This window comes from Mitsuaria sp. RG, from assembly GCF_028369275.1.
GTDB classification, from domain to species: domain Bacteria; phylum Pseudomonadota; class Gammaproteobacteria; order Pseudomonadales; family Pseudomonadaceae; genus Aquipseudomonas; species Aquipseudomonas peradeniyensis.
The window spans coordinates 35206-53270 of sequence record NZ_JAQMYQ010000039.1; the positions used below are offsets into that span (position 1 = coordinate 35206).

The following is an 18065-nucleotide window of genomic DNA, read 5'->3' on the forward strand; positions in this document are numbered from 1 at the left end:
TGCCACTCGCTCTCGGGTATTATTCCCTGCGCGATCGTCAGTAGGGCCCCTTGCAGCTTTGTCGATAAAACCCGAAGCTTTTACACCCCCTGCGCTTCGGACCCCCTGCCCCGATGGAACTGCACATCCGCCTCGAAGGCCGCAAAGGCCTGGCCGACCAGCTCTACCAGCAACTGCGCGCCGGCATCGACAGCGGCCACCTGGCGGCCGGCACCCAACTGCCACCCACGCGCCTTTTGGCCGAGCAGCTGGGGGTTTCGCGCAAGACCGTGGCCGAAGCCTACTCGCGCCTGACCTACGACAACCTGCTCAGTGGCGTGGTCGGTCGCGGCACCTTCATCACCCCGCGCCACACGCCGCGCCAGAGCGACAGCGACAACATCCCCCTGGCCGCCGCCGAAACCCTCGAACGCTGGCGCCAGCGCGCCACGGTATTGGGCCAACGGGCGCTGGACGCGCCGTCGCGCTACGACTTCATCGGCGGCGCCTCGAGCAAGGCGCAGTTCCCCTACGAGCACTGGCGCAGTTGCATGAACTACGCCCTGCGCCGCAGCCAGCGCCACCCCGACCGACAGTTTTCCGCCCAGGGCCTGCCCGAGCTGCGCGAGGCCATCGCCCACCAGATTGCCTTCACCCGCGGCATCCAGTGCACCGCAAGTGACGTGCTGGTATGCAACGGCGCCCAGCAGGCCCTGGACCTGATCGCCCGGGTACTGGTCGAACCCGGCTGCAAGGTGGCCATGGAGGACCCGGGCTACCCACCGGCGCGCCAACTGTTCCTGGCCCTAGGCGCGCGCCTGCAGTCGGTGGCGGTGGACGACCAGGGGCTGTGCGTCGAGCAGATCGAGGACGGCACCCGGCTGATCTACGTGACACCCTCGCACCAGTTTCCGCTTGGCATGCCCATGGCCGAGCCGCGGCGCCAGGCGCTGCTGGCGCGGGCTGTCGAGCTCGGCGCGCTGATCATCGAGGACGACTACGACTGCGAGTTCCGCTACCAGGGGCCAGCCGCCGAAGCCTTGCAGCGCCTAGATCGACATGGCCTGGTGGCCTATGTCGGAACCTTCTCCAAGACCCTGCTGCCGGAGTTGCGCCTGGGCTACGCGGTGCTGCCACCGGCCGTGCTGCAGGCCGCCTGCGTGGCCAAGCACCTGAGCGACTGGCACAGCCCGACCTTGCAGCAATGGGCCCTGGCCCGCTTCATCAGCGAAGGTCACCTGAACAAGCACATCCGTCGTTGCCATGAGGTGTACAGCGCCCGCCGCGAGCGGATCCTGGCACGCCTGGGCGGCGACCTGGCGCCCTGGTTCGACACGGTGCCGGCCAGCGCCGGCTTTCACCTGAGCGCGCTGGCCAAGCCCGGGGTGGATATCGAGCTGTTGATCAACCTGGCGCGCAAGGTGGAAGTCGGCCTCTACTCGCTGGCCCCGTTCTTCAGCGAAGCGCCGGTCAGGCCGGGACTGCTGTTCGGTTTCGGTGCCATCGAACTGCTGGACATCGACCCGGCGCTGGACCGGGTCGGTGACACCCTACAGCGCCTCAGTTGAGCGCTGCCTCAGCGACTCGTCCCTCACGGGCGATGGCCCGGGCATAGCCTTTCGGAGCGAAACGCACGGTCACCAGCAGCATCGCCAGCACGGTGCAGGCCAGCAGGGTCCAGGAGGCCTGGAAGTCGCCGCTGACATCACGCAACCAGCCGGTGACGTACGGCACGATACCGGTGACGATGAAACCTACGCCCTGGACGAAAGCCGCCAGGCTGCCGGCTTCGCCGGGCGTGCGCAGGTGCTCCAGGGTCAGCGTCAGGCTGAGGCTGAAGCACGCGCCCAGGCCCAGGCCGATCAGCGCCACCCACAGGCCCATGGCGCTGGCTGGCGCCAGCAGCAGGCCAAGGAAGCCCGCCAATTGGATCAGCAAGGCCAGCCACAGGCCCGGCCGCCGATCAACCAGACGCCGCAGCAGCAACGGCAGGCCCAGGGCACCGCAGACCTGGAAGATGGTCATCAGGCCAACCAGCTCGCCGCCGCCCTGGGCCGTGCCGCCGTGCTCGAGGTGATAGGCCGGCAACCAGGCCACCATGCTCGTATAGCCACCGTTGATCAGCCCGAAATAGAGCGCAAGCAGCCAGGCCCGGCGGTTGCCGAACCAATGGCCGCCCCCGCCACCGGCCAGGCTGGGTGCATCCTGGCGCGGGCGCAGGACGGTCCACGCCACGATCGCCAGCAGCGCCGGCAACGCCCACAGGCCAAGGCCGAACTGCCAATGGCCGAAGTGCGCGGTGATCGATGGGCCAAGCACCGCCGCCAGGCCACCGCCGCTCATCAACGCCGCCGAATACAGCCCCATGGTCGCCGCCAGGCGGCCGGGGAACCAGCGGTTGACCAGCCCCGGCATCATGCCCTGCACCACGGCGACACCCAGGCCTGCGACCACCGCACTTACGATCAGCGCCCAGGCGCTGTCCAGTTGCAGGCGCCACAGACACGCCAGGGCGATGGCCGCCAGTCCCGCCAGCATGCCGCCATGCTCGCTCAGCCAGCGCCGCAGCCAGGGTTGCAGAAGCGGTACCAGGCCCATGCACAGCACCGGCAACGCGGTCAGCAGCGCCGCCTGCTGGTAGCCCAGGCCGGTGCTCTGGCGCATCGGTTCGAGCAGTGGGCCAATGCTGGTAAGAATCGGCCGCAGGTTCAACGCCAGCAGCACCACCAGCAACAGGTTCAACGCGCCCCTCATGCTTCGCCGGCCTGCTGCCATTCACGGTACAGGCCGCTTTCACCCGCCGGTTTCAGCGGGCGCAGGGGCAGGCTCTGCTGCTGTGGCGGGCGGGCCATCTGCGCATACACTGCGGCGGTGGACAACCCATAGGGCTCGCCCTCGTCGTTGTCGTAGGCGAACCAGGCGCGCTCGATGCCGCACAGGTGCATGGCGGCCAGGCACATCGGGCACGGATGGCCGCTGGCGTAGATCTCGGCACCGTCCAGGCGCGCCCGGCCAAGCACCTGGGCGGCCTGGCGGATGGCCTGCATCTCAGCGTGGCTGGTGGGGTCCTGGGTGCTGTGGATCTGGTTGACGGCACGGGCGATCACCTGCCCCTGGTGGACCAGCACGGCGCCGAAGGGGCGGCCACCGGCCTGGATATTGGCGCGGGCAAGCTCAAGGGCCTCGCGCATGAATCGATCTGCGGACATGAAACGGTTCTCAGGTGAAGACCTGCCCATTATCCCGCCTCGGCCGCCCTGGCAGAAATGAAGAGATTGGATGCCTGTCAGTGCCCATCCGAATGACGGATTGGCCTCCTGGCAAAGCGCGGGATTGGCTATTCGGCGCGGCGCGAACTGGCCCTAAGGTAGTGCCACTTTCCTCTTGTCGAACTGGAGCCTCACCATGCATGACCGTATCGAATGGGCCAAACACTCGCCGGAAGCCTACAAGGCCATGATCGGCCTCGAGCAGGCGCTGGTCGCCTCGGGCCTTGAGCATTCACTGCTCGAGCTGATCCGCCTGCGCGCCTCGCAGATCAATGGCTGCGCCTACTGCGTCAACATGCACGCCAACGATGCGCGCAAGGCTGGTGAAACCGAAGCACGCCTGCAGACCCTGAGCGTCTGGCGCGAGACCCGCTACTTCAGCGAGCGCGAGCGGGCGGCCCTGGCCTGGGTCGAAAGCCTGACCCGCCTGGCCGAGCGCGGCGCGCCGCAGGACGAGTACCAGGCGCTGCTGGAGCACTTCAGCGCCAAGGAGATTGCCAACCTGACCCTGGCCATCGCCACCATCAATGCCTGGAACCGCTTCGGCGTGGGCTTTGCCATGGTGCCGGCATAACAGCTCAAGGCGCCTGCAACGGTACCGCCCGGGCCAACTGTTCACGCAACCACTGATGCGCAGGATCGCGGTGCACCCGCTCCGGCCACAGCATCAGCATCTCGAAGCCCGGCACCACCAAGGGCGCCTCCACCACCCTGAGGGCCGGGTTCCCGGCCACCAGGCGCGGCGGCAGCATGGCCACCAGGTCGCTGTCGACCAGCATCGCCGCAAGCCCCGAGAAGCGCGGTACCGACAGCACCACATTGCGTGCCAGGCCCTGCTCGGCCAGGGCGTCGTCGGTGGGCCCCGTGAAACCTCCGCCGTCGGGCGAGACGATGATTTGTGGCGTGATGCGCCCATCCCGTTCCGGCGGCAGAACGGTGGGGATTATGTGATTCCGGCGTTGCCCCTGCGGCCAGAGCTTGCGCCTGGCCGGGATGGATTGGGCGTGCATGTTGCCGACTAGGCGGATACCAGGTGTCCGTCACAACCCTTGCAGCGCCTGTCAGATCGAGCGCCGCCCGCGCGGCGCATCGCGGCACAAGGCCGCTCCCACATCTGTTTCGGGCCAGTCAATCCTGTGCTCTTACCTGGTCCGCCTTGTTGGTCCGACGCAATTTCAGCGTGGGCATTACTGTCGCCTCACCTGTCTCAAGACATGCGCCAAGGCGGGCAACCATGGCCTGACAGGTTCGGCACGTTGCAACAAATGTAGGAGCGGCCTTGTGCCGCGATGCGCCGCGCGGGCGGCGCTCGATCTCATAGGCGCCACAACCCTGTCGGCGAACACCATCGACCACTGCACTGACACAATTATTTTCACCGTATTGATAAATGAAATATTTCATGTCATGTTCTTCTCCGTACCCAGGCCCCTCCCAAGCAAGGCCCTGGACGGTACGCCCCACCCACCGGAGTCAAGAACATGAACAAGACAGGACTTCTCGGCGCGCTGGCACTCTGTGCCTGCAGCGCCTTCGCCCAGGCCGACGACGCCAGCCTGCGCATCGGCATCGAGGCCGCCTACCCGCCCTTCTCCTACCGCACCCCTGAAGGCGAGCTCGCCGGCTTCGACTACGACATCGGCAATGCCCTGTGCGCGCAGATGCAGGTCAGGTGCCAGTGGGTGATTCAGGAGTTCGACGGCATGATCCCGTCGCTGAAGGTGCGCAAGATCGACGCGGTGCTGTCGTCGATGTCGATCACCGAGGATCGCTTGAAGTCGGTCGACTTCACCGACAAGTACTACCAGACCCCCGGCAAGTTCGCGATGAAGGCCGGCAGCCGGCTCGACACCCCGGCGGTGGACCTCAAGGGCCGCAAGGTCGGGGTTCAAAGGTCGTCCACCTATGACCGCTTCGCCACCGAGCAACTGGAGCCGGCGGGGGTCGAGATCGTGCGCTACGCCTCGCAGAACGAAGCCTTCCTCGACCTGGTGTCCGGGCGCCTGGATGCCACCCTCGCCGATATCGTCAACACCGAGGAGAGCTTCATCAAGACCCCGGCCGGCCAGGGCTTCGCCCTGGTCGGCCCGGACATCGCCGACCCGCACTACTTCGGCCGCGGCGCCGGCATCGCCGTGCGCAAGGGCGACAGCGCCAACCTGGCGCGGCTCAACGCCGCCATCGCCGCGATCCGCGCCAATGGCACCTACCAGCAGGTGCAGCGCAAGTACTTCCCGTTCGACATCTACGGCCAATAGCGCAGGCTGACGAGGGTTTTCATCATGCTTCACGGCTACGGATCGAGCATTCTCGATGGCGCCTGGCTGAGCATCCACCTGGCCCTGCTGGCGATGGCACTGGCCATCGGCCTGGGCCTGTTCGGTGCGGCCTGTCGCCTGTCCCCCCTGAAATGGCTGGCGGTACCGGGCGAGGTCTACACCACGGTGGTGCGCGGCATTCCCGACCTGGTCCTGATCCTGCTGGTGTTCTATGGCGGCCAGGACCTGGTCAACCGCCTGGCGCTGGCACTGGGTTACGAGCAGTACATCGACATCAATCCCTTCGTCGCCGGGGTCTGCACCTTGGGCTTCATCTTCGGTGCCTACCTCTCGGAGACCTTTCGCGGCGCCTTCCTGGCCATCCCCAAAGGCCAGGCCGAGGCCGGTATGGCCTACGGAATGAGCGCCCTGCAGGTGTTTGTGCGGATCAGCCTGCCACAGATGGTGCGCCTGGCGCTGCCGGGCTTCACCAACAACTGGCTGGTGCTGACCAAGTCCACCGCGCTGATCTCGGTGATAGGCCTGCAGGACATGATGTTCAAGGCCAAGAACGCCGCCGACGCCACCCACCAGCCGTTCACCTTCTTCCTCGCCGTGGCGGCGCTGTACCTGCTGCTGACCAGTGCCTCGCTGCTGCTGTTGCGCGGCGTGGAGAAACGTTACTCGGTCGGCTTCAAAGCCGCCGAGCTCTAGGGGATCTGCCCGATGACACTCGACTATCCGCTGATCTGGCAGAACCTGCCGTTGTACCTGAACGGCATCGCCCTGACCCTCAAGGTGCTGTTGATCTCGCTGGCTTGCGGCCTGGCCCTGGCGATCCCGCTGGGGTTGATGCGGGTCTCGCGCGCGTGCCTGCTGCGCTACCCCGCCTGGCTCTACACCTATGTGATCCGCGGCACGCCGATGCTGGTGCAGCTGTTCCTGATCTACTACGGGCTGGCCCAGTTCGAGGCGGTGCGCCAGAGCCCGTTGTGGCCCTACCTGTCCAGCGCCACGTTCTGCACCTGCCTGGCGTTCGCCATCAACACCAGCGCCTACAGCGCCGAGTTGCTGGCCGGGAGCCTGCGCGCCACGCCGCGTGGCGAGGTGGAGGCGGCCCGCGCCATGGGCATGTCGAGGCTGACGCTGTACAGGCGCATCCTGCTGCCCTCGGCCTTGCGCCGCACCTTGCCGCAGTACGGCAACGAGGTGCTGATGATGCTGCAGACCACCAGCCTGGCCTCGATCGTCACCCTGGTCGACATCACCGGCGCGGCAAAGACCTTCAATGCGCGCTACTACCTGCCGTTCGAGGCCTTCATCACCGCCGGGCTGATCTACCTGGTCCTGACCTTCCTGCTGGTGCGCCTGTTCAAGCTGGCCGAGCGCCACTGGCTGGCCTACCTCGCCCCCCGCAAGCACTAAGGAGCTTCCATGCAGCACATCGACCATATCCTGCCCTGGAGCGCCTGCGGCACCCAACGCTCGCTGCGCGTGCTGCGCTTTGGCAGCGGCCCGCGCAAGGCCTATATCCAGGCCTCGTTGCACGCCGACGAGCTGCCGGGGATGCGCGTGGCCATCGAGCTCAAGCGCCGCCTGCTCGAACTCGAGGCGCAAGGCCGGCTGACTGCGGTGATCGAACTGGTGCCACTGGCCAACCCGATCGGCATCGGCCAGATGTTCCAGGCCACCCACCAGGGCCGTTTCGAGTTCAACAGCGGCAAGAATTTCAATCGCGATTTCCCAGCGCTGACCGAAGCGCTGGCCGCCCACCTGGAAGGCCACCTGGGCAGCGATGGCCAGGCCAACGTGGCAACCATCCGCCGGGCCATGCTCGAGCTTCTTGACGAACTGCCCGCGCCCGACTCGGAGCTCGACGGCCTGCGCCGCCTGCTGCTGCGCCACGCCTGCGACGCCGACCTGGTGCTGGACCTGCACTGCGATTTCGAATCGGTGATGCTGCTGTACGCCATGCCGCAGCACTGGAGCCAGCTGCGCCCGCTCGCCGCCCGCCTCGGCGCGCAAGTGGCGCTGCTGGCCGAAGGCGCCGGTGGAGATGCCTTCGATGAAGCCTGCGCGGCGCCGTGGCTGCACCTGCGCGAATACTTCCCCGAGGCCGAGATTCCCCTGGCCTGCGTGGCGACCACCATCGAGTTGCGCGGCATGGCCGACACCGAACGCGAGCAGTGCCAGGCCAGCGCCGAGCAGATCCTCGGCTACCTCGCCGACCAGGGCCTGATCAGCGGGCCGTGGCCGGCCGCGCCGGAGCATTGCTGCCAACCCACGCCCTTCGCCGGTGCGCAGTATGCCTACGCCGAGCACCCGGGGGTGGTCAGCTACCTGCAGCCGCTGGGCGCGCAGGTGCGGGTCGGCGATCCGCTGTTCGAAGTGCTCGATCCGCTCAGCGACCGCCACAGCGTGGTCAGGGCCACCACCGACGGCATCCTCTATGCCCGCGAACGCCTGCGCTTCGCCCAGCCCGGCCTGTGGCTGGCCAAGGTCGCCGGCAGCACCTCCATCCGCCAAGGTCGCTTGCTCAGCGACTGACCCCTGCGAGTACCGACTGATGAACAAACTGCAAATCCACGACCTGCACAAAAGCTACGGCAACCACCAGGTGCTCAAGGGTGTTTCACTGCAGGCCGACGCCGGTGATGTGATCAGCATCATCGGCTCCAGCGGCTCGGGCAAGAGCACTTTCCTGCGCTGCATCAACCTGCTCGAGCAACCCAATGCCGGGCAGATCCTGGTCAACGGTGAACAGCTCAAGCTGCGCGAGTGCGCCCGCGGCGGGCTGCGCGCGGCAGACCCGCACCAACTGCAGCGCCTGCGCTCTCGGTTGAGCATGGTCTTCCAGCACTTCAACCTGTGGTCGCACATGAGCGCCCTGGACAACGTCATGGAAGCCCCGGTGCACGTGCTCGGCATCAACCGCAAGGAGGCCCGGGACAAGGCCGAGCACTACCTGGCCAAGGTCGGTGTCGGCCATCGCCGCGACGCCTACCCGGCGCACATGTCCGGTGGCGAGCAGCAACGGGTGGCGATTGCCCGGGCCCTGGCCATGGAGCCCGAGGTGATGCTGTTCGACGAGCCGACCTCGGCGCTCGACCCGGAGCTGGTCGGCGAGGTGCTCAAGGTCATGCAGGACCTGGCCCAGGAAGGCCGCACCATGGTCGTGGTCACCCACGAGATGGGCTTCGCCCGCGAGGTGTCCAACCAGCTGCTGTTCCTCCACCAGGGCCAGGCCGAGGAGCGCGGCGACCCACGCGAAGTGCTGGCCCGGCCGCAGTCCGAACGCCTGCGCCAGTTCCTCGCCGGCAGCCTGAAGTAAGCGCCAGGGCGCTCAACGGCTCCGCCGCCGGGCGCCTTGGGATACACTACCGGCAACTTTCAGGGAGCGTCGCGCCGGATGTCGAGCCATACCAGGAACACCACCGTCTACGCCTCTGCGGTCATGCGCAAGCTGTCGCAGAGCCTGGGCGAACTGCCGCCGTCCCTGCGCAAGGTCGCCGATTACATCCTGCGCCACCCGCTGAAGGCCGCGACTCTGACCATCGAGGAGATGGCCCAGGCCACCGCCACCTCACCGGCCGCGGTCAACCGCCTGGCCAAGGCCCTGGACCTGGGCGGCTACAGCGGCATGAAAGCCGAGCTGGTGGCGACCCTGCAACAGATGGTCTCGCCGGTGGACAAGCTGCGCAACGAACTGGCCCAGCGCCCGGGTGGCGAGTTCGGCCTGCATGAGCAGATCCAGAGCGCCAGCAGCAACCTGGCGACCACCGCCAGCAACAACCAGGCCGACGCCTTCGAGGCGTTCGTCGGCTGCCTGCTCGAGGCGCGCAAGGTCTATGTGCTGGGGTTCGGCAATAGTGTCTACCTGGCGGGCCTCGCCGCCTCGACCCTGGTGCCGTTCTGCAAGGACACCTGCGCCATCAGCATGGAAGGCGGCAACGAGAACGCCGCCTACCGCCTGGCCGCGATCACCGAACAGGACGTGCTGCTGGCCATCGCCCTGCCACGTTACTCCCAGGACACCCTGCAGCTGTCGCGCTTCGCCCATGAGCGCAAGGCCACCGTGCTGGCCATCACCGACTCCCCGGCCTCGCCGCTGGCGCCGCTGGCCCGTCATGTGCTGTATGCCACCGCCGATCATCCGGTGCTGACCAGCTCCAACATCGCCGTGCTGGCGTTGATCGAGGGCCTGGTGGCCGGGGTCATGGCGCGCAACAAGGAGGCGGTGAAACTGGCCACCGAACTCACCGAAAGCGTGATGTCGTATCTGCATGTGCCAGGTGAGAAGTTCAGCAGAAAGTAGGTGCGCCAGATCGGTCTGGTCCTTTCAAGGAGGCCGACGTCAGAGCTGTAGCGCCTATGAGATCGAGCGCCGCGCGGGCGGCGCTCGATCTCATAGGCGCTGAAAGTGTTACGGCGAACACCTGGAGGCCCTCACTGGGTCAATAGCTCTCACCCCCAAAGCCCTCGAAACCCCGACCGCAAGAACGCAACAGCCGAGTCCTGCCCTTGCGCCCAAGCCCACTAGAAATCCACCTTTCCGCGCCCCGCCTTGATCGTCCCACGCCTGGACTTCGAGTCGAGGCGGCGGGTCTTTGAACCGAGGGTCGGCTTGGTCGGCCTGCGCTTCTTCTCGACCTTGCCGGCGCCGATGATCAGCTCGGCCAGACGCTCCAGCGCGTCCAGGCGGTTCTGCTCCTGGGTGCGGTACTGCTGAGCCTTGATGATCAGCACGCCGTCAGCGGTAATGCGGCTGTCGCGCAGCGCCAGCAACCGCTCCTTGTAGAACGCGGGCAGCGACGAGGCCGGGATGTCGAAGCGCAGGTGCACGGCGCTGGAGACCTTGTTGACGTTCTGCCCGCCGGCGCCCTGGGCGCGGATGTAGGTCAGTTCGATCTCGGCATCCGGCAGATGCACATTGTTGGAGATGGTCAGCATGGTGCGCCTCTTGTGATAGCGCGGCCATTATCGCATCTCCTTGGCGTCCCGGGGTGTCAGGCCTGCGCCATGCGCCGCCGGTACTGCCTGGCGCGCACGGCGTCGGTCCATTGCTGGCGCAGCAAAGCCCACAATGGCGATACCCCGGGCTCGGGCGCCTTGGCCTCGCTCAGCCTGCGCAGCTGGAACTTGACCATGGCCATGTTGCCCAGCGAAGCCAGCGCCTTGTTCTTCCAGGTGATCGGGCGCAGTTCCGGCACCGCCGCCTCCCCTGCCTGCCAGGCGCGGGGCAAGGCCGGCGCGATGGCCAGGGCGGTGCCGATGCCGACCATCTCGACGCCGCTCTGCACCACCTGCTCGGCGACCGGTCGACGGCGGATGCCGCCGGTGACCATCACCGGCATCTTCGCCACCGTGCGGATGTCCCGGGCGAACTCCAGGAAGTACGCTTCACGCGCAAGCGTGCGGCCATCCCGGGCCTGGCCCTGCATCGCCGGCGCCTCGTAGCTGCCACCGGACAGTTCCACCAGGTCGACCGCCAGCTCATTGAGCAGGCACACCACCTGCCGGGCATCGTCGGCGCTGAAGCCGCCACGCTGGAAGTCCGCCGAGTTGAGCTTGACCGCCACGGCGAAGCCGGGCGACACCACCGCGCGTACCGCCTTGACGATCTCCAGCAGCAGCCGCGCGCGGTTGTCCAGGGAGCCGCCCCACTGGTCGGTGCGCTGGTTGCTCAGCGGCGAAAGGAACTGGCTGAGCAGGTAGCCATGGGCCGCATGGATCTGCACGCCGCTGAAGCCGGCCTGTTCGGCAAGCCGCGCGGAGCTGGCGAAGCGCCGGATCACCTCGTCGATCACCTCGGCAGGCATCGCCCGCGGGGTGGCGAAATGCCTGGACATGTTGCCCAGGTCCAGCGCCACGGCCGAGGGTGCCCAGGTCTGCTGCCCGAGGCTCGCCGGCATCTGCCGGCCGGGGTGGTTGATCTGCAACCAGAACTGCGCCCCCTTCGAGCGGCCGATGGCGGCCCACTGGCGAAAACGCTCCAGGTGCCGGTCATCTTCCAGCACCACGCCGCCGGGGCCGGTCATGGCGCGCCGGTCGACCATGACGTTGCCGCTGATGAGCAGACCGGCGCCGCCCTGCGCCCAGGCCTGGTACAGGCGCATCAGCCGGTCCGAAGGTGCATGGTCGGCATCGGCCATGTTTTCCTCCATGGCGGCCTTGGCGATGCGGTTGGGGACGACCGCGCCATTGGGCAGGGTAAGGGGGGAGAACACGTCCATCGGCAATACCTCGAAAAGTGGTGTGCCGCAGACGTTAGCCTTGAAGTCAACTTTAAGGTCAAGCCCTGGGTTGGCGAAAATTTGATCATTGACTCTCAAGTTGGGTTGAACGTTAGGGTGATTGCGCAGCGACAGCCCTTACCCCCCTGGAGATACCGCACCGTGAAACTCGCAAGCGCAACCGCCTTGGCCGGCGCCCTGCTGATGCCCGTCACCCACGCCGCCAATGGCCTCCCTGAACACGCCGAAACCACGCAGATCGACATCGCAGGGCTCTCGGTGCCAGTGCTCAAGGGCGGGCTGTACGACCGTTACCGTTCCAACCCGCCGCTGGCCGTGATCCAGGCCGAGGCGCCGGGCATCGACCTGAGCTGGTTCAAGGGCCTGGAGAAGACCCGGGTCGACATGGGCTTTACCTCCTACTCGCCGAACTTCTACTACAGGAACAGCCGCGTCACCGCCGTCTATACCGCCGACCTCGACCGCCTGCGCGCCCTGATGCCCGCCGAAGTGCTGGAACAAGTGCAACCGTTGCAGGTGTGGCCGGGGCGCGGGCTGGTGGCGTTTACCGCCTACACCTACGACTACTGCGACAACGACAGCTACAACGAGATCGCCCTGTCGATCATTACCAGCAAGCCCGGCAAGGCTAATCTCGGGCCTTTCTCCCTGGTCGGCCAGTCGATGGCCAAGGATTTCTGGGGTTATGTGCTCAAGCTGCCGGTCAATACCGAGCTGGCGCGGGTGCGCGGCGTGGTGGGCTACAACCTGCCCAAGTGGCTGACCGCGATCGACCGCCGCGAGGATGCGCGGGCCGTGACCTACGACATCGGCGACGCGCAGAGCGGCAAGGTGGATGTGATCTTCAGGGCGAAGAAGCTCGAGGGGCTGTCCGCTGAACCAGGCCTGGTGACCAACAGTTTCACCAACCTCGACCACCAGGGCCGGCTGGCCTACGGCTACGCCACCTCGCGCCAGACCCTGCATGCCTCGAGCATGAGCGGGGATTCGGCGCAGCTGGTGCTTGGAGATGGCGAGCTGTCGCGCTATATCCGCGATCTGCAGCTGGGACGGATGGTCAAGTACGAGTATGTGCCTGAGTTCCAGAGCGCGCTGTATGCGCCCAGGCCGCTGGCGGCGCTGGGCTCGAGCGACTGAGACGGAACTGACGGTGCTCGATTCCTGTAGGAGCGGGCTTGCCCCGCGATGAGGCCGGCCATGACTATGCAGTGGCATGGCACCGGCCGAGGCCGGTGTTCGCGGGGCAAGCCCGCTCCTACAAGTCAGTAGCTCGCCGGGCCTTGTCCTGGGCAAGCTCCTCGCGCAACCGCTCCAGCACCCGCTGCGAGTTGTCCACGCAGGGCATGCCTTCAGGCTTGCTCTCGATCCCCTCGATCACCAGCAGCAACTGCGCCTTGTTGCGCGCCAGGCGCTCCTGCAGCCGCTCGATCTCCTCGACCTTGCGCCTGAGCCCGCCGAGCAGTTCGTCATGCTGCCAGCCCTTGCTCTTGGCAGGCAGCAACTGGCGGATCTCCTCCAGCGAGAACCCGGCAGCCTGGGCGTTGGTGATCATTTCCAGCACCCACACCGCGTCGGCGTCGTAGTCGCGATAGCCATTGGCCTTGCGTTCGACCGAGCTGATCAGCCCGCTGGCTTCGTAGAAGCGGATGCGCGACGCGGCCAGCCCGGTAAGTTTGGCCAACTCTCCTATTCTCATCCGGCACCTTTGAAATTGCATTGACCTTGAAGCGCACTTTAATCCTAGAGTTGTCCGGTGGCCAGGTGAACCATCACCGGCCTGCCCGCTCCACACCCTAGAGACAGGAGAAGCGAAATGGGATACGTCACAAGCAAAGACGGTGTCGAAATCTTCTACAAGGACTGGGGACCCCGTAACGCCCAGGTGATCTTCTTCCACCACGGCTGGCCACTGAGCGCCGACGACTGGGATGCCCAGCTGCTGTTCTTCGTCGCCGAAGGCTATCGCGTGGTCGCCCATGACCGCCGTGGCCACGGCCGTTCGAGCCAGGTCTGGGATGGCCACGACATGGACCACTACGCCGACGATGTGGCCGCCGTGGTCAAGCACCTGGGCGTCGAGGGTGCGGTCCATGTCGGCCACTCCACCGGCGGTGGCGAGGTAATTCATTACATGGCCCGCCATCCCGAAGACAAGGTGCCCAAGGCCGCGATCATCGCCGCGGTTCCGCCGCTGATGGTCAAGACCGACGGCAACCCCGGCGGGCTGCCCAAGTCAGTGTTCGATGATCTGCAGGCCCAGCTGAAAGCCAACCGGGCGCAGTTCTATCACGATATCCCGGCGGGGCCGTTCTACGGCTACAACCGCCCCGGGGCCAAGGCGGACCAGGGGGTGATCCTCAACTGGTGGCGCCAGGGCATGATGGGCGGCGCCCAGGCACACTACGACGGCATCGTCGCGTTCTCCCAGACCGACTTCACCGAGTCGCTGAAGAAAGTGACCGTCCCGGTGCTGGTGATGCATGGCGACGACGACCAGATCGTGCCCTACGAGAACTCGGGGCCGCTGTCGGCCAAGCTGCTGCCCAAGGGCATCCTGAAGACCTACAAGGGCTACCCCCACGGCATGCCGACCACCCACGCCGACGTGATCAACAAGGACCTGCTGGCATTCTTGCGCAGTTGAGATACCCGTCGGGGGCCGCCGCGCCCCCGACGAGTACTTGATCGAGCAACAACTTTAAAACTTTTTACATATTGGCTACGCGCACTTACAGCTGTTCAACACCCATTAAAATACTTTCACCAAAAACCTCCATATCGGCCACAACTGTTAATTGAATTAACAGGCCACGGGCCAGACAATTAAATACCCCTGCCCCTGGTAACGTCCCGCGTTACCTGGGCATGGTGGTTTCAAACCAACCCGGTACGGCTGCCTTCTCTTGACTCAAGAGTGCGTATGGCTGTGCGCCTGAAACTGCTGTTCGGCCCAACTTTCACACGACTTCTACACCCCGTCACGGGGTGTAAGCCGGGCCCGTCATTGACCGAGGAAACCTATGAACACCCCTGCCACCGTCGCGCTCGACGCTGTCCCTTCAACCCAGGAACGTATCCTGCTGACCGGCGCCACAGGTTTTCTCGGAGGCGCCGTCGCCGCCCGGATGATCGCCGAAGGCCATGCCGGCGCCCTGTGCTTCCTGGTCCGCGCCGACAACCCGGCCCAGGGCCTGCAACGCCTGCGCGACAACCTGAGCCAGCATGGCGTCGATGAGCGCCAGGGCCTGGCGCTGAGCGAGGCGCAGATCATCTGCGGCGACTTCCTCGACACCGCCTGGCTGGCCCGCGAGACCCCGCGGCTGATGCAGGTCGACAGGGTAATCAACTGCGCCGCCGTGGCGTCGTTCTCGAAGAACCCCAATATCTGGCCGGTGAACGTCGAGGGCACCTTCGCCTTTGCCCAGGTGCTGAGCCGCTCCGCGCGCCTGAAGCGCTTCCTGCACGTGGGCACCGCCATGTGCTGCGGCCCGCAGCGCGAGTCGCCAATCAGCGAGTCCTGGGAATTCCCCGAGGCCGCCCAACAGCTGGTGGACTACACCGCCTCGAAGGCTGAGGTTGAACGACGTCTGCGTGAGGAGCTGCCCGCCCTGCCCCTGGTGGTGGCGCGGCCGTCCATCGTGGTCGGCCACCGCAGCCTGGGTTGCCAGGCGTCGGGCAGCATCTTCTGGGTGTTCCGCATGGGCTTCGCCCTGGAAAGCTTCACCTGCGGCCTGGACGAACAGATCGACGTGATCCCGGTGGACTATTGCGCCGAGGCGCTGATCGGCCTGACCCTCAAGCCGCGCCTGAGTCACGACCTGTACCACATCTCCGCCGGCCATCACTCGGCCTGCACCTTCGCCGAGATCGACGAAGCCTTCGCCCTGGCCAATGGCGCGCAACCAGTGGGCGAGCGCTATCGCAAGGTCGATGTCGACGACCTGAAGTCGCTGGCCAGCCGCTTCGAAGCCCGCATCGGCCCGGCCAACCCGCGCCTGGTGCTGCGCGCACTGCGCCTGTACAGCGGCTTCGCCGACCTCAACTACCTGTTCGACAACAGCCGGCTGCTGGAAGAAGGCATCGCCGTGCCGCCACGCTTCACCGACTATCTGGACGTGTGCGTCAGGTCGTCCAGCGGTGTGAGCATCGCCACGCAGATGCAGTGGGATTTCAAGTAAAAGCCATTCGCCATCCCTGTAGGAGCGGCCTCGTGCCGCGAAAGGGCCGCGCAGCGGCCCCAGCGAATTCTGCCTCTACGCTGAGATCCTGGGGCCGCTGCGCAGCCCTTTCGCGGCACAAGGCCGCTCCTACAGGGAATGCAGCCGCTGGCGGTGATTTACTTAACATGTTCATGAGGCGCATGATCACCACACCTCCTGTGGAGGTCATGCTGTCGCCGTACGCCCTCAGAGATGGACACACTTGGCAGCCTGAAGCAAAACCCTGGCAGCCCCAGGCAAGACACCTACCTGTCGTTAGGTGCTCAATGCCTGCAACCGCCAGCGCTTGTGCAAGCCCTGCTGTCCAACAATTCCAACTGTCCAGGCTGCGCCATGATCAACATCGAAACGCCCACGTACTACACCGCCACCAAGAAGTACAACCTGAGCTTCCCCACCCTGGAAAGCGACATCGACGCCGATGTCGTGGTGATCGGCGGCGGCTTCTCGGGCATCAACACCGCCCTGGAACTGGCCGAGAAAGGCATCACCAACGTCGTCGTGCTCGAAGCACGCTACCTGGGCTTCGGCGGCACCGGCCGCAATGGCGGGCAGATCATGGCCGGCATCGGCCACGACCTGGAGAAGATCAAGGGCAGCGTCGGCGAGAAAGGCCTGCGCGAGATCTTCGAGATCAGCGAACTGGGCGCCGGCATCATCAAGGAGCGCATCGCCCGCTACCAGATCGACGCCGACTTCTGCCACGGCTACGGCTACATGGGCTTCAACGCCCGCCAGGAAAAGACCCTGCGCGCCTGGGAAAAAGACTTCAAGGCGATCAACGGCAAGGATGAGATCCGCTTCCTCGGCGGCTCGGAGGTCAAGCAGATCATCGGCTCCGACGCCTACAGCAGCGCGCTGCTGCACATGGGCGGCGGCCACGTGCATTCGCTGAACCTGCTGCTCGGCGAAGCCCAGGCCCTGGTCGGCCACGGCGCGCGGATCTTCGAGCACAGCCCGGCCCTGGAGGTGCACTACGGCGAGCGGATCACCGTGCGCACCGGACGCGGCTCGGTCAAGGCCAACAAACTGCTGTGGGCCTGTGACAGTTTCCTCAACAAGCTCGAACCCGAGCTGCATGCGCGCACCGTCAACACCTACGCCTTCCAGCTGATGACCGAACCGCTGTCGGACGAGCAGATCCTGCGCATCAGCCCGATCCGCGGTGCCTACAGCGACATCCGCCCGGTGATCGACTACTACCGCGTCACCCGCGAGAACCGTCTGCTGTTCGGCGCCGCCACCCCGTTCGTGGAGCACATCCCGAAGGACCTGAAGGCCTGGAACCGCAACCTGATGCTGAAGATCTTCCCCTACCTCAAGGACGTGCGCATCGACCTGGCCTGGGGCGGACCGATGGCCACCAGCGCCAACCTGTTCCCGCAGATCGGCACCTTGAGTAACCGTCCCAACGCCTTCTACGTGCAGGGCTATTCGGGCTTCGGCGTCACCCCCAGCCACATCATCTGCAAGATCCTCGCCGAAGGCATGAGCGAAGGCTCCAGCCGCTACGAGCTGATCAGCTCGGTCAAGCATGCACGCATCCTCGGCAAGGACCACATCCGTCCGCTGCTGCTGACCGCCGGCAAGACCGTGCATCAGCTGTCGGGCTTCTTCAACGGCCGCCGTTGATTCCTTTTGAACAAGACCAGGAGAACCACCATGACCCTTACCGCCGTCCGCCAGGGTGTGCAACTGTCCGAACTCGACGCCTGGGGCACCGTTGCCGACCTGGGCTCGACCATCCTCGAAGGCGAGGTCAAGTGCTACGGCAAGATGACCCACGGCGCCCCCACCGACCCGGTCAGCAGCGCCTACTTCGGTACCACCCAGGGCAAGTTCCGCATGGTCTACCCGTTCAGCGAGCAGGCGGTGATCGTGACCGGCGAGATCCAGCTGACCGATGAATCCACCGGTCAGGTGACTCGGTACAAGGCAGGCGATGCCTGGTTCGTGACCAAGGGCACGCCGGTGCTGTGGGAAGTGCTGAGCGAGACCTTCGTCAAGCATTACCTGGCGATTGCCTGACGAAACGCCCCCGCGATAGCGGCCGCCGATACATCCTCGTCAGGCAGATTAATACTA

At 65.9% G+C, this 18065-nt stretch carries 19 protein-coding genes and 1 pseudogene; 13 read left to right on the forward strand and 7 right to left on the reverse strand.

From position 1 onward, the window contains the following. Window positions 1–113 precede the first annotated feature (113 nt). A complete protein-coding gene (pdxR, locus tag POF53_RS19640; protein WP_498969070.1) occupies window positions 114–1547 on the forward strand; it encodes a MocR-like pyridoxine biosynthesis transcription factor PdxR in 1434 nt (477 codons plus the stop codon). Here pdxR and POF53_RS19645 read toward each other — a convergent pair. Together POF53_RS19645 and POF53_RS19650 are read right to left on the reverse strand one after the other, a co-directional pair. Continuing rightward, window positions 1540–2733 (reverse strand): cyanate transporter, encoded by a 1194-nt coding sequence (locus POF53_RS19645; protein WP_232855356.1) that lies wholly within the window; start codon window positions 2731–2733, stop codon window positions 1540–1542. The two genes, pdxR and POF53_RS19645, sit on opposite strands and share 8 nt — an antisense overlap. Further along, complete coding sequence (locus tag POF53_RS19650) at window positions 2730–3188, reverse strand: nucleoside deaminase (RefSeq protein ID WP_198743857.1); 459 nt, start codon at window positions 3186–3188, stop codon at window positions 2730–2732. Before POF53_RS19650 ends, POF53_RS19645 begins: the two co-directional genes overlap by 4 nt. A 196-nt stretch (window positions 3189–3384) precedes the next feature. Between POF53_RS19650 and POF53_RS19655 the strand changes: the two genes are divergently transcribed. Next, entirely contained in the window at window positions 3385–3822 is a 438-nt protein-coding gene (locus POF53_RS19655) for a carboxymuconolactone decarboxylase family protein (protein ID WP_050706207.1), read from the forward strand. Window positions 3823–3826: 4 nt separating this feature from the next. Here POF53_RS19655 and POF53_RS19660 read toward each other — a convergent pair. Both POF53_RS19660 and POF53_RS19665 read right to left on the reverse strand, forming a co-directional pair. Further along, window positions 3827–4144, reverse strand: a pseudogene (locus POF53_RS19660) (LysR substrate-binding domain-containing protein); the annotation flags it as partial. Window positions 4145–4376: 232 nt separating this feature from the next. Continuing rightward, a complete protein-coding gene (locus POF53_RS19665) occupies window positions 4377–4652 on the reverse strand; it encodes a hypothetical protein (RefSeq protein WP_232855357.1) in 276 nt (91 codons plus the stop codon). Between the two features lie 77 nt (window positions 4653–4729). Here POF53_RS19665 and POF53_RS19670 point away from each other — a divergent pair, with 77 nt between their 5' ends. From POF53_RS19670 to POF53_RS19695, 6 genes are all read left to right on the forward strand, one after another. After that, on the forward strand, window positions 4730–5506 hold the full coding sequence (locus tag POF53_RS19670; protein WP_234562294.1) for an ABC transporter substrate-binding protein: 777 nt from the start codon (window positions 4730–4732) through the stop codon (window positions 5504–5506). A gap of 21 nt (window positions 5507–5527) precedes the next feature. Beyond that, window positions 5528–6220 (forward strand): ABC transporter permease, encoded by a 693-nt coding sequence (locus tag POF53_RS19675; protein ID WP_498969084.1) that lies wholly within the window; start codon window positions 5528–5530, stop codon window positions 6218–6220. Window positions 6221–6232: 12 nt separating this feature from the next. Beyond that, window positions 6233–6931 carry an ABC transporter permease gene (locus POF53_RS19680; protein WP_186714582.1) on the forward strand — a complete coding sequence of 233 codons (699 nt, stop codon included), beginning with the start codon at window positions 6233–6235 and terminating at the stop codon, window positions 6929–6931. Between the two features lie 9 nt (window positions 6932–6940). Then, window positions 6941–8053, forward strand: a complete 1113-nt coding sequence (locus POF53_RS19685; RefSeq protein WP_232855359.1) for a succinylglutamate desuccinylase/aspartoacylase family protein — start codon at window positions 6941–6943, stop codon at window positions 8051–8053. Window positions 8054–8072: 19 nt separating this feature from the next. Next, entirely contained in the window at window positions 8073–8837 is a 765-nt protein-coding gene (locus tag POF53_RS19690) for an ABC transporter ATP-binding protein (protein WP_232855360.1), read from the forward strand. Window positions 8838–8915: 78 nt separating this feature from the next. Continuing rightward, on the forward strand, window positions 8916–9821 hold the full coding sequence (locus tag POF53_RS19695) for a MurR/RpiR family transcriptional regulator (protein ID WP_498969075.1): 906 nt from the start codon (window positions 8916–8918) through the stop codon (window positions 9819–9821). A 221-nt stretch (window positions 9822–10042) separates the two neighbouring features. Here the strand turns inward: POF53_RS19695 and arfB are convergent, their stop codons facing one another. Both arfB and POF53_RS19705 read right to left on the reverse strand, forming a co-directional pair. Continuing rightward, a complete protein-coding gene (gene arfB, locus POF53_RS19700) occupies window positions 10043–10456 on the reverse strand; it encodes an alternative ribosome rescue aminoacyl-tRNA hydrolase ArfB (RefSeq protein WP_203646975.1) in 414 nt (137 codons plus the stop codon). 56 nt (window positions 10457–10512) lie between these two features. Next, window positions 10513–11739 carry an NADH:flavin oxidoreductase/NADH oxidase family protein gene (locus POF53_RS19705; protein WP_498969077.1) on the reverse strand — a complete coding sequence of 409 codons (1227 nt, stop codon included), beginning with the start codon at window positions 11737–11739 and terminating at the stop codon, window positions 10513–10515. 162 nt (window positions 11740–11901) lie between these two features. On the opposite strand from POF53_RS19705, the gene POF53_RS19710 reads away from it, so the two are divergent. After that, entirely contained in the window at window positions 11902–12897 is a 996-nt protein-coding gene (locus POF53_RS19710) for an acetoacetate decarboxylase (ADC) (protein ID WP_498969079.1), read from the forward strand. Between the two features lie 118 nt (window positions 12898–13015). Here POF53_RS19710 and POF53_RS19715 read toward each other — a convergent pair whose 3' ends face one another. Further along, on the reverse strand, window positions 13016–13456 hold the full coding sequence (locus tag POF53_RS19715; protein WP_232855367.1) for a MerR family transcriptional regulator: 441 nt from the start codon (window positions 13454–13456) through the stop codon (window positions 13016–13018). Window positions 13457–13573: 117 nt separating this feature from the next. On the opposite strand from POF53_RS19715, the gene POF53_RS19720 reads away from it, so the two are divergent. The 4 genes from POF53_RS19720 (at window position 13574) to POF53_RS19735 (ending at window position 18008) form a co-directional block, all read left to right on the forward strand. After that, window positions 13574–14404: an alpha/beta fold hydrolase gene (locus tag POF53_RS19720; RefSeq protein ID WP_203646978.1), complete on the forward strand. Its 831-nt coding sequence runs from the start codon at window positions 13574–13576 to the stop codon at window positions 14402–14404. A gap of 376 nt (window positions 14405–14780) precedes the next feature. Further along, window positions 14781–15938, forward strand: a complete 1158-nt coding sequence (cprA, locus tag POF53_RS19725) for a cationic peptide resistance protein CprA (protein ID WP_498969082.1) — start codon at window positions 14781–14783, stop codon at window positions 15936–15938. A 375-nt stretch (window positions 15939–16313) separates the two neighbouring features. After that, window positions 16314–17612, forward strand: coding sequence for an NAD(P)/FAD-dependent oxidoreductase (locus POF53_RS19730; RefSeq protein ID WP_203646981.1), 1299 nt, complete (start codon window positions 16314–16316; stop codon window positions 17610–17612). Between the two features lie 30 nt (window positions 17613–17642). Next, window positions 17643–18008 (forward strand): cupin domain-containing protein, encoded by a 366-nt coding sequence (locus POF53_RS19735; RefSeq protein ID WP_050705511.1) that lies wholly within the window; start codon window positions 17643–17645, stop codon window positions 18006–18008. The last annotated feature ends 57 nt before the right edge of the window (window positions 18009–18065 follow it).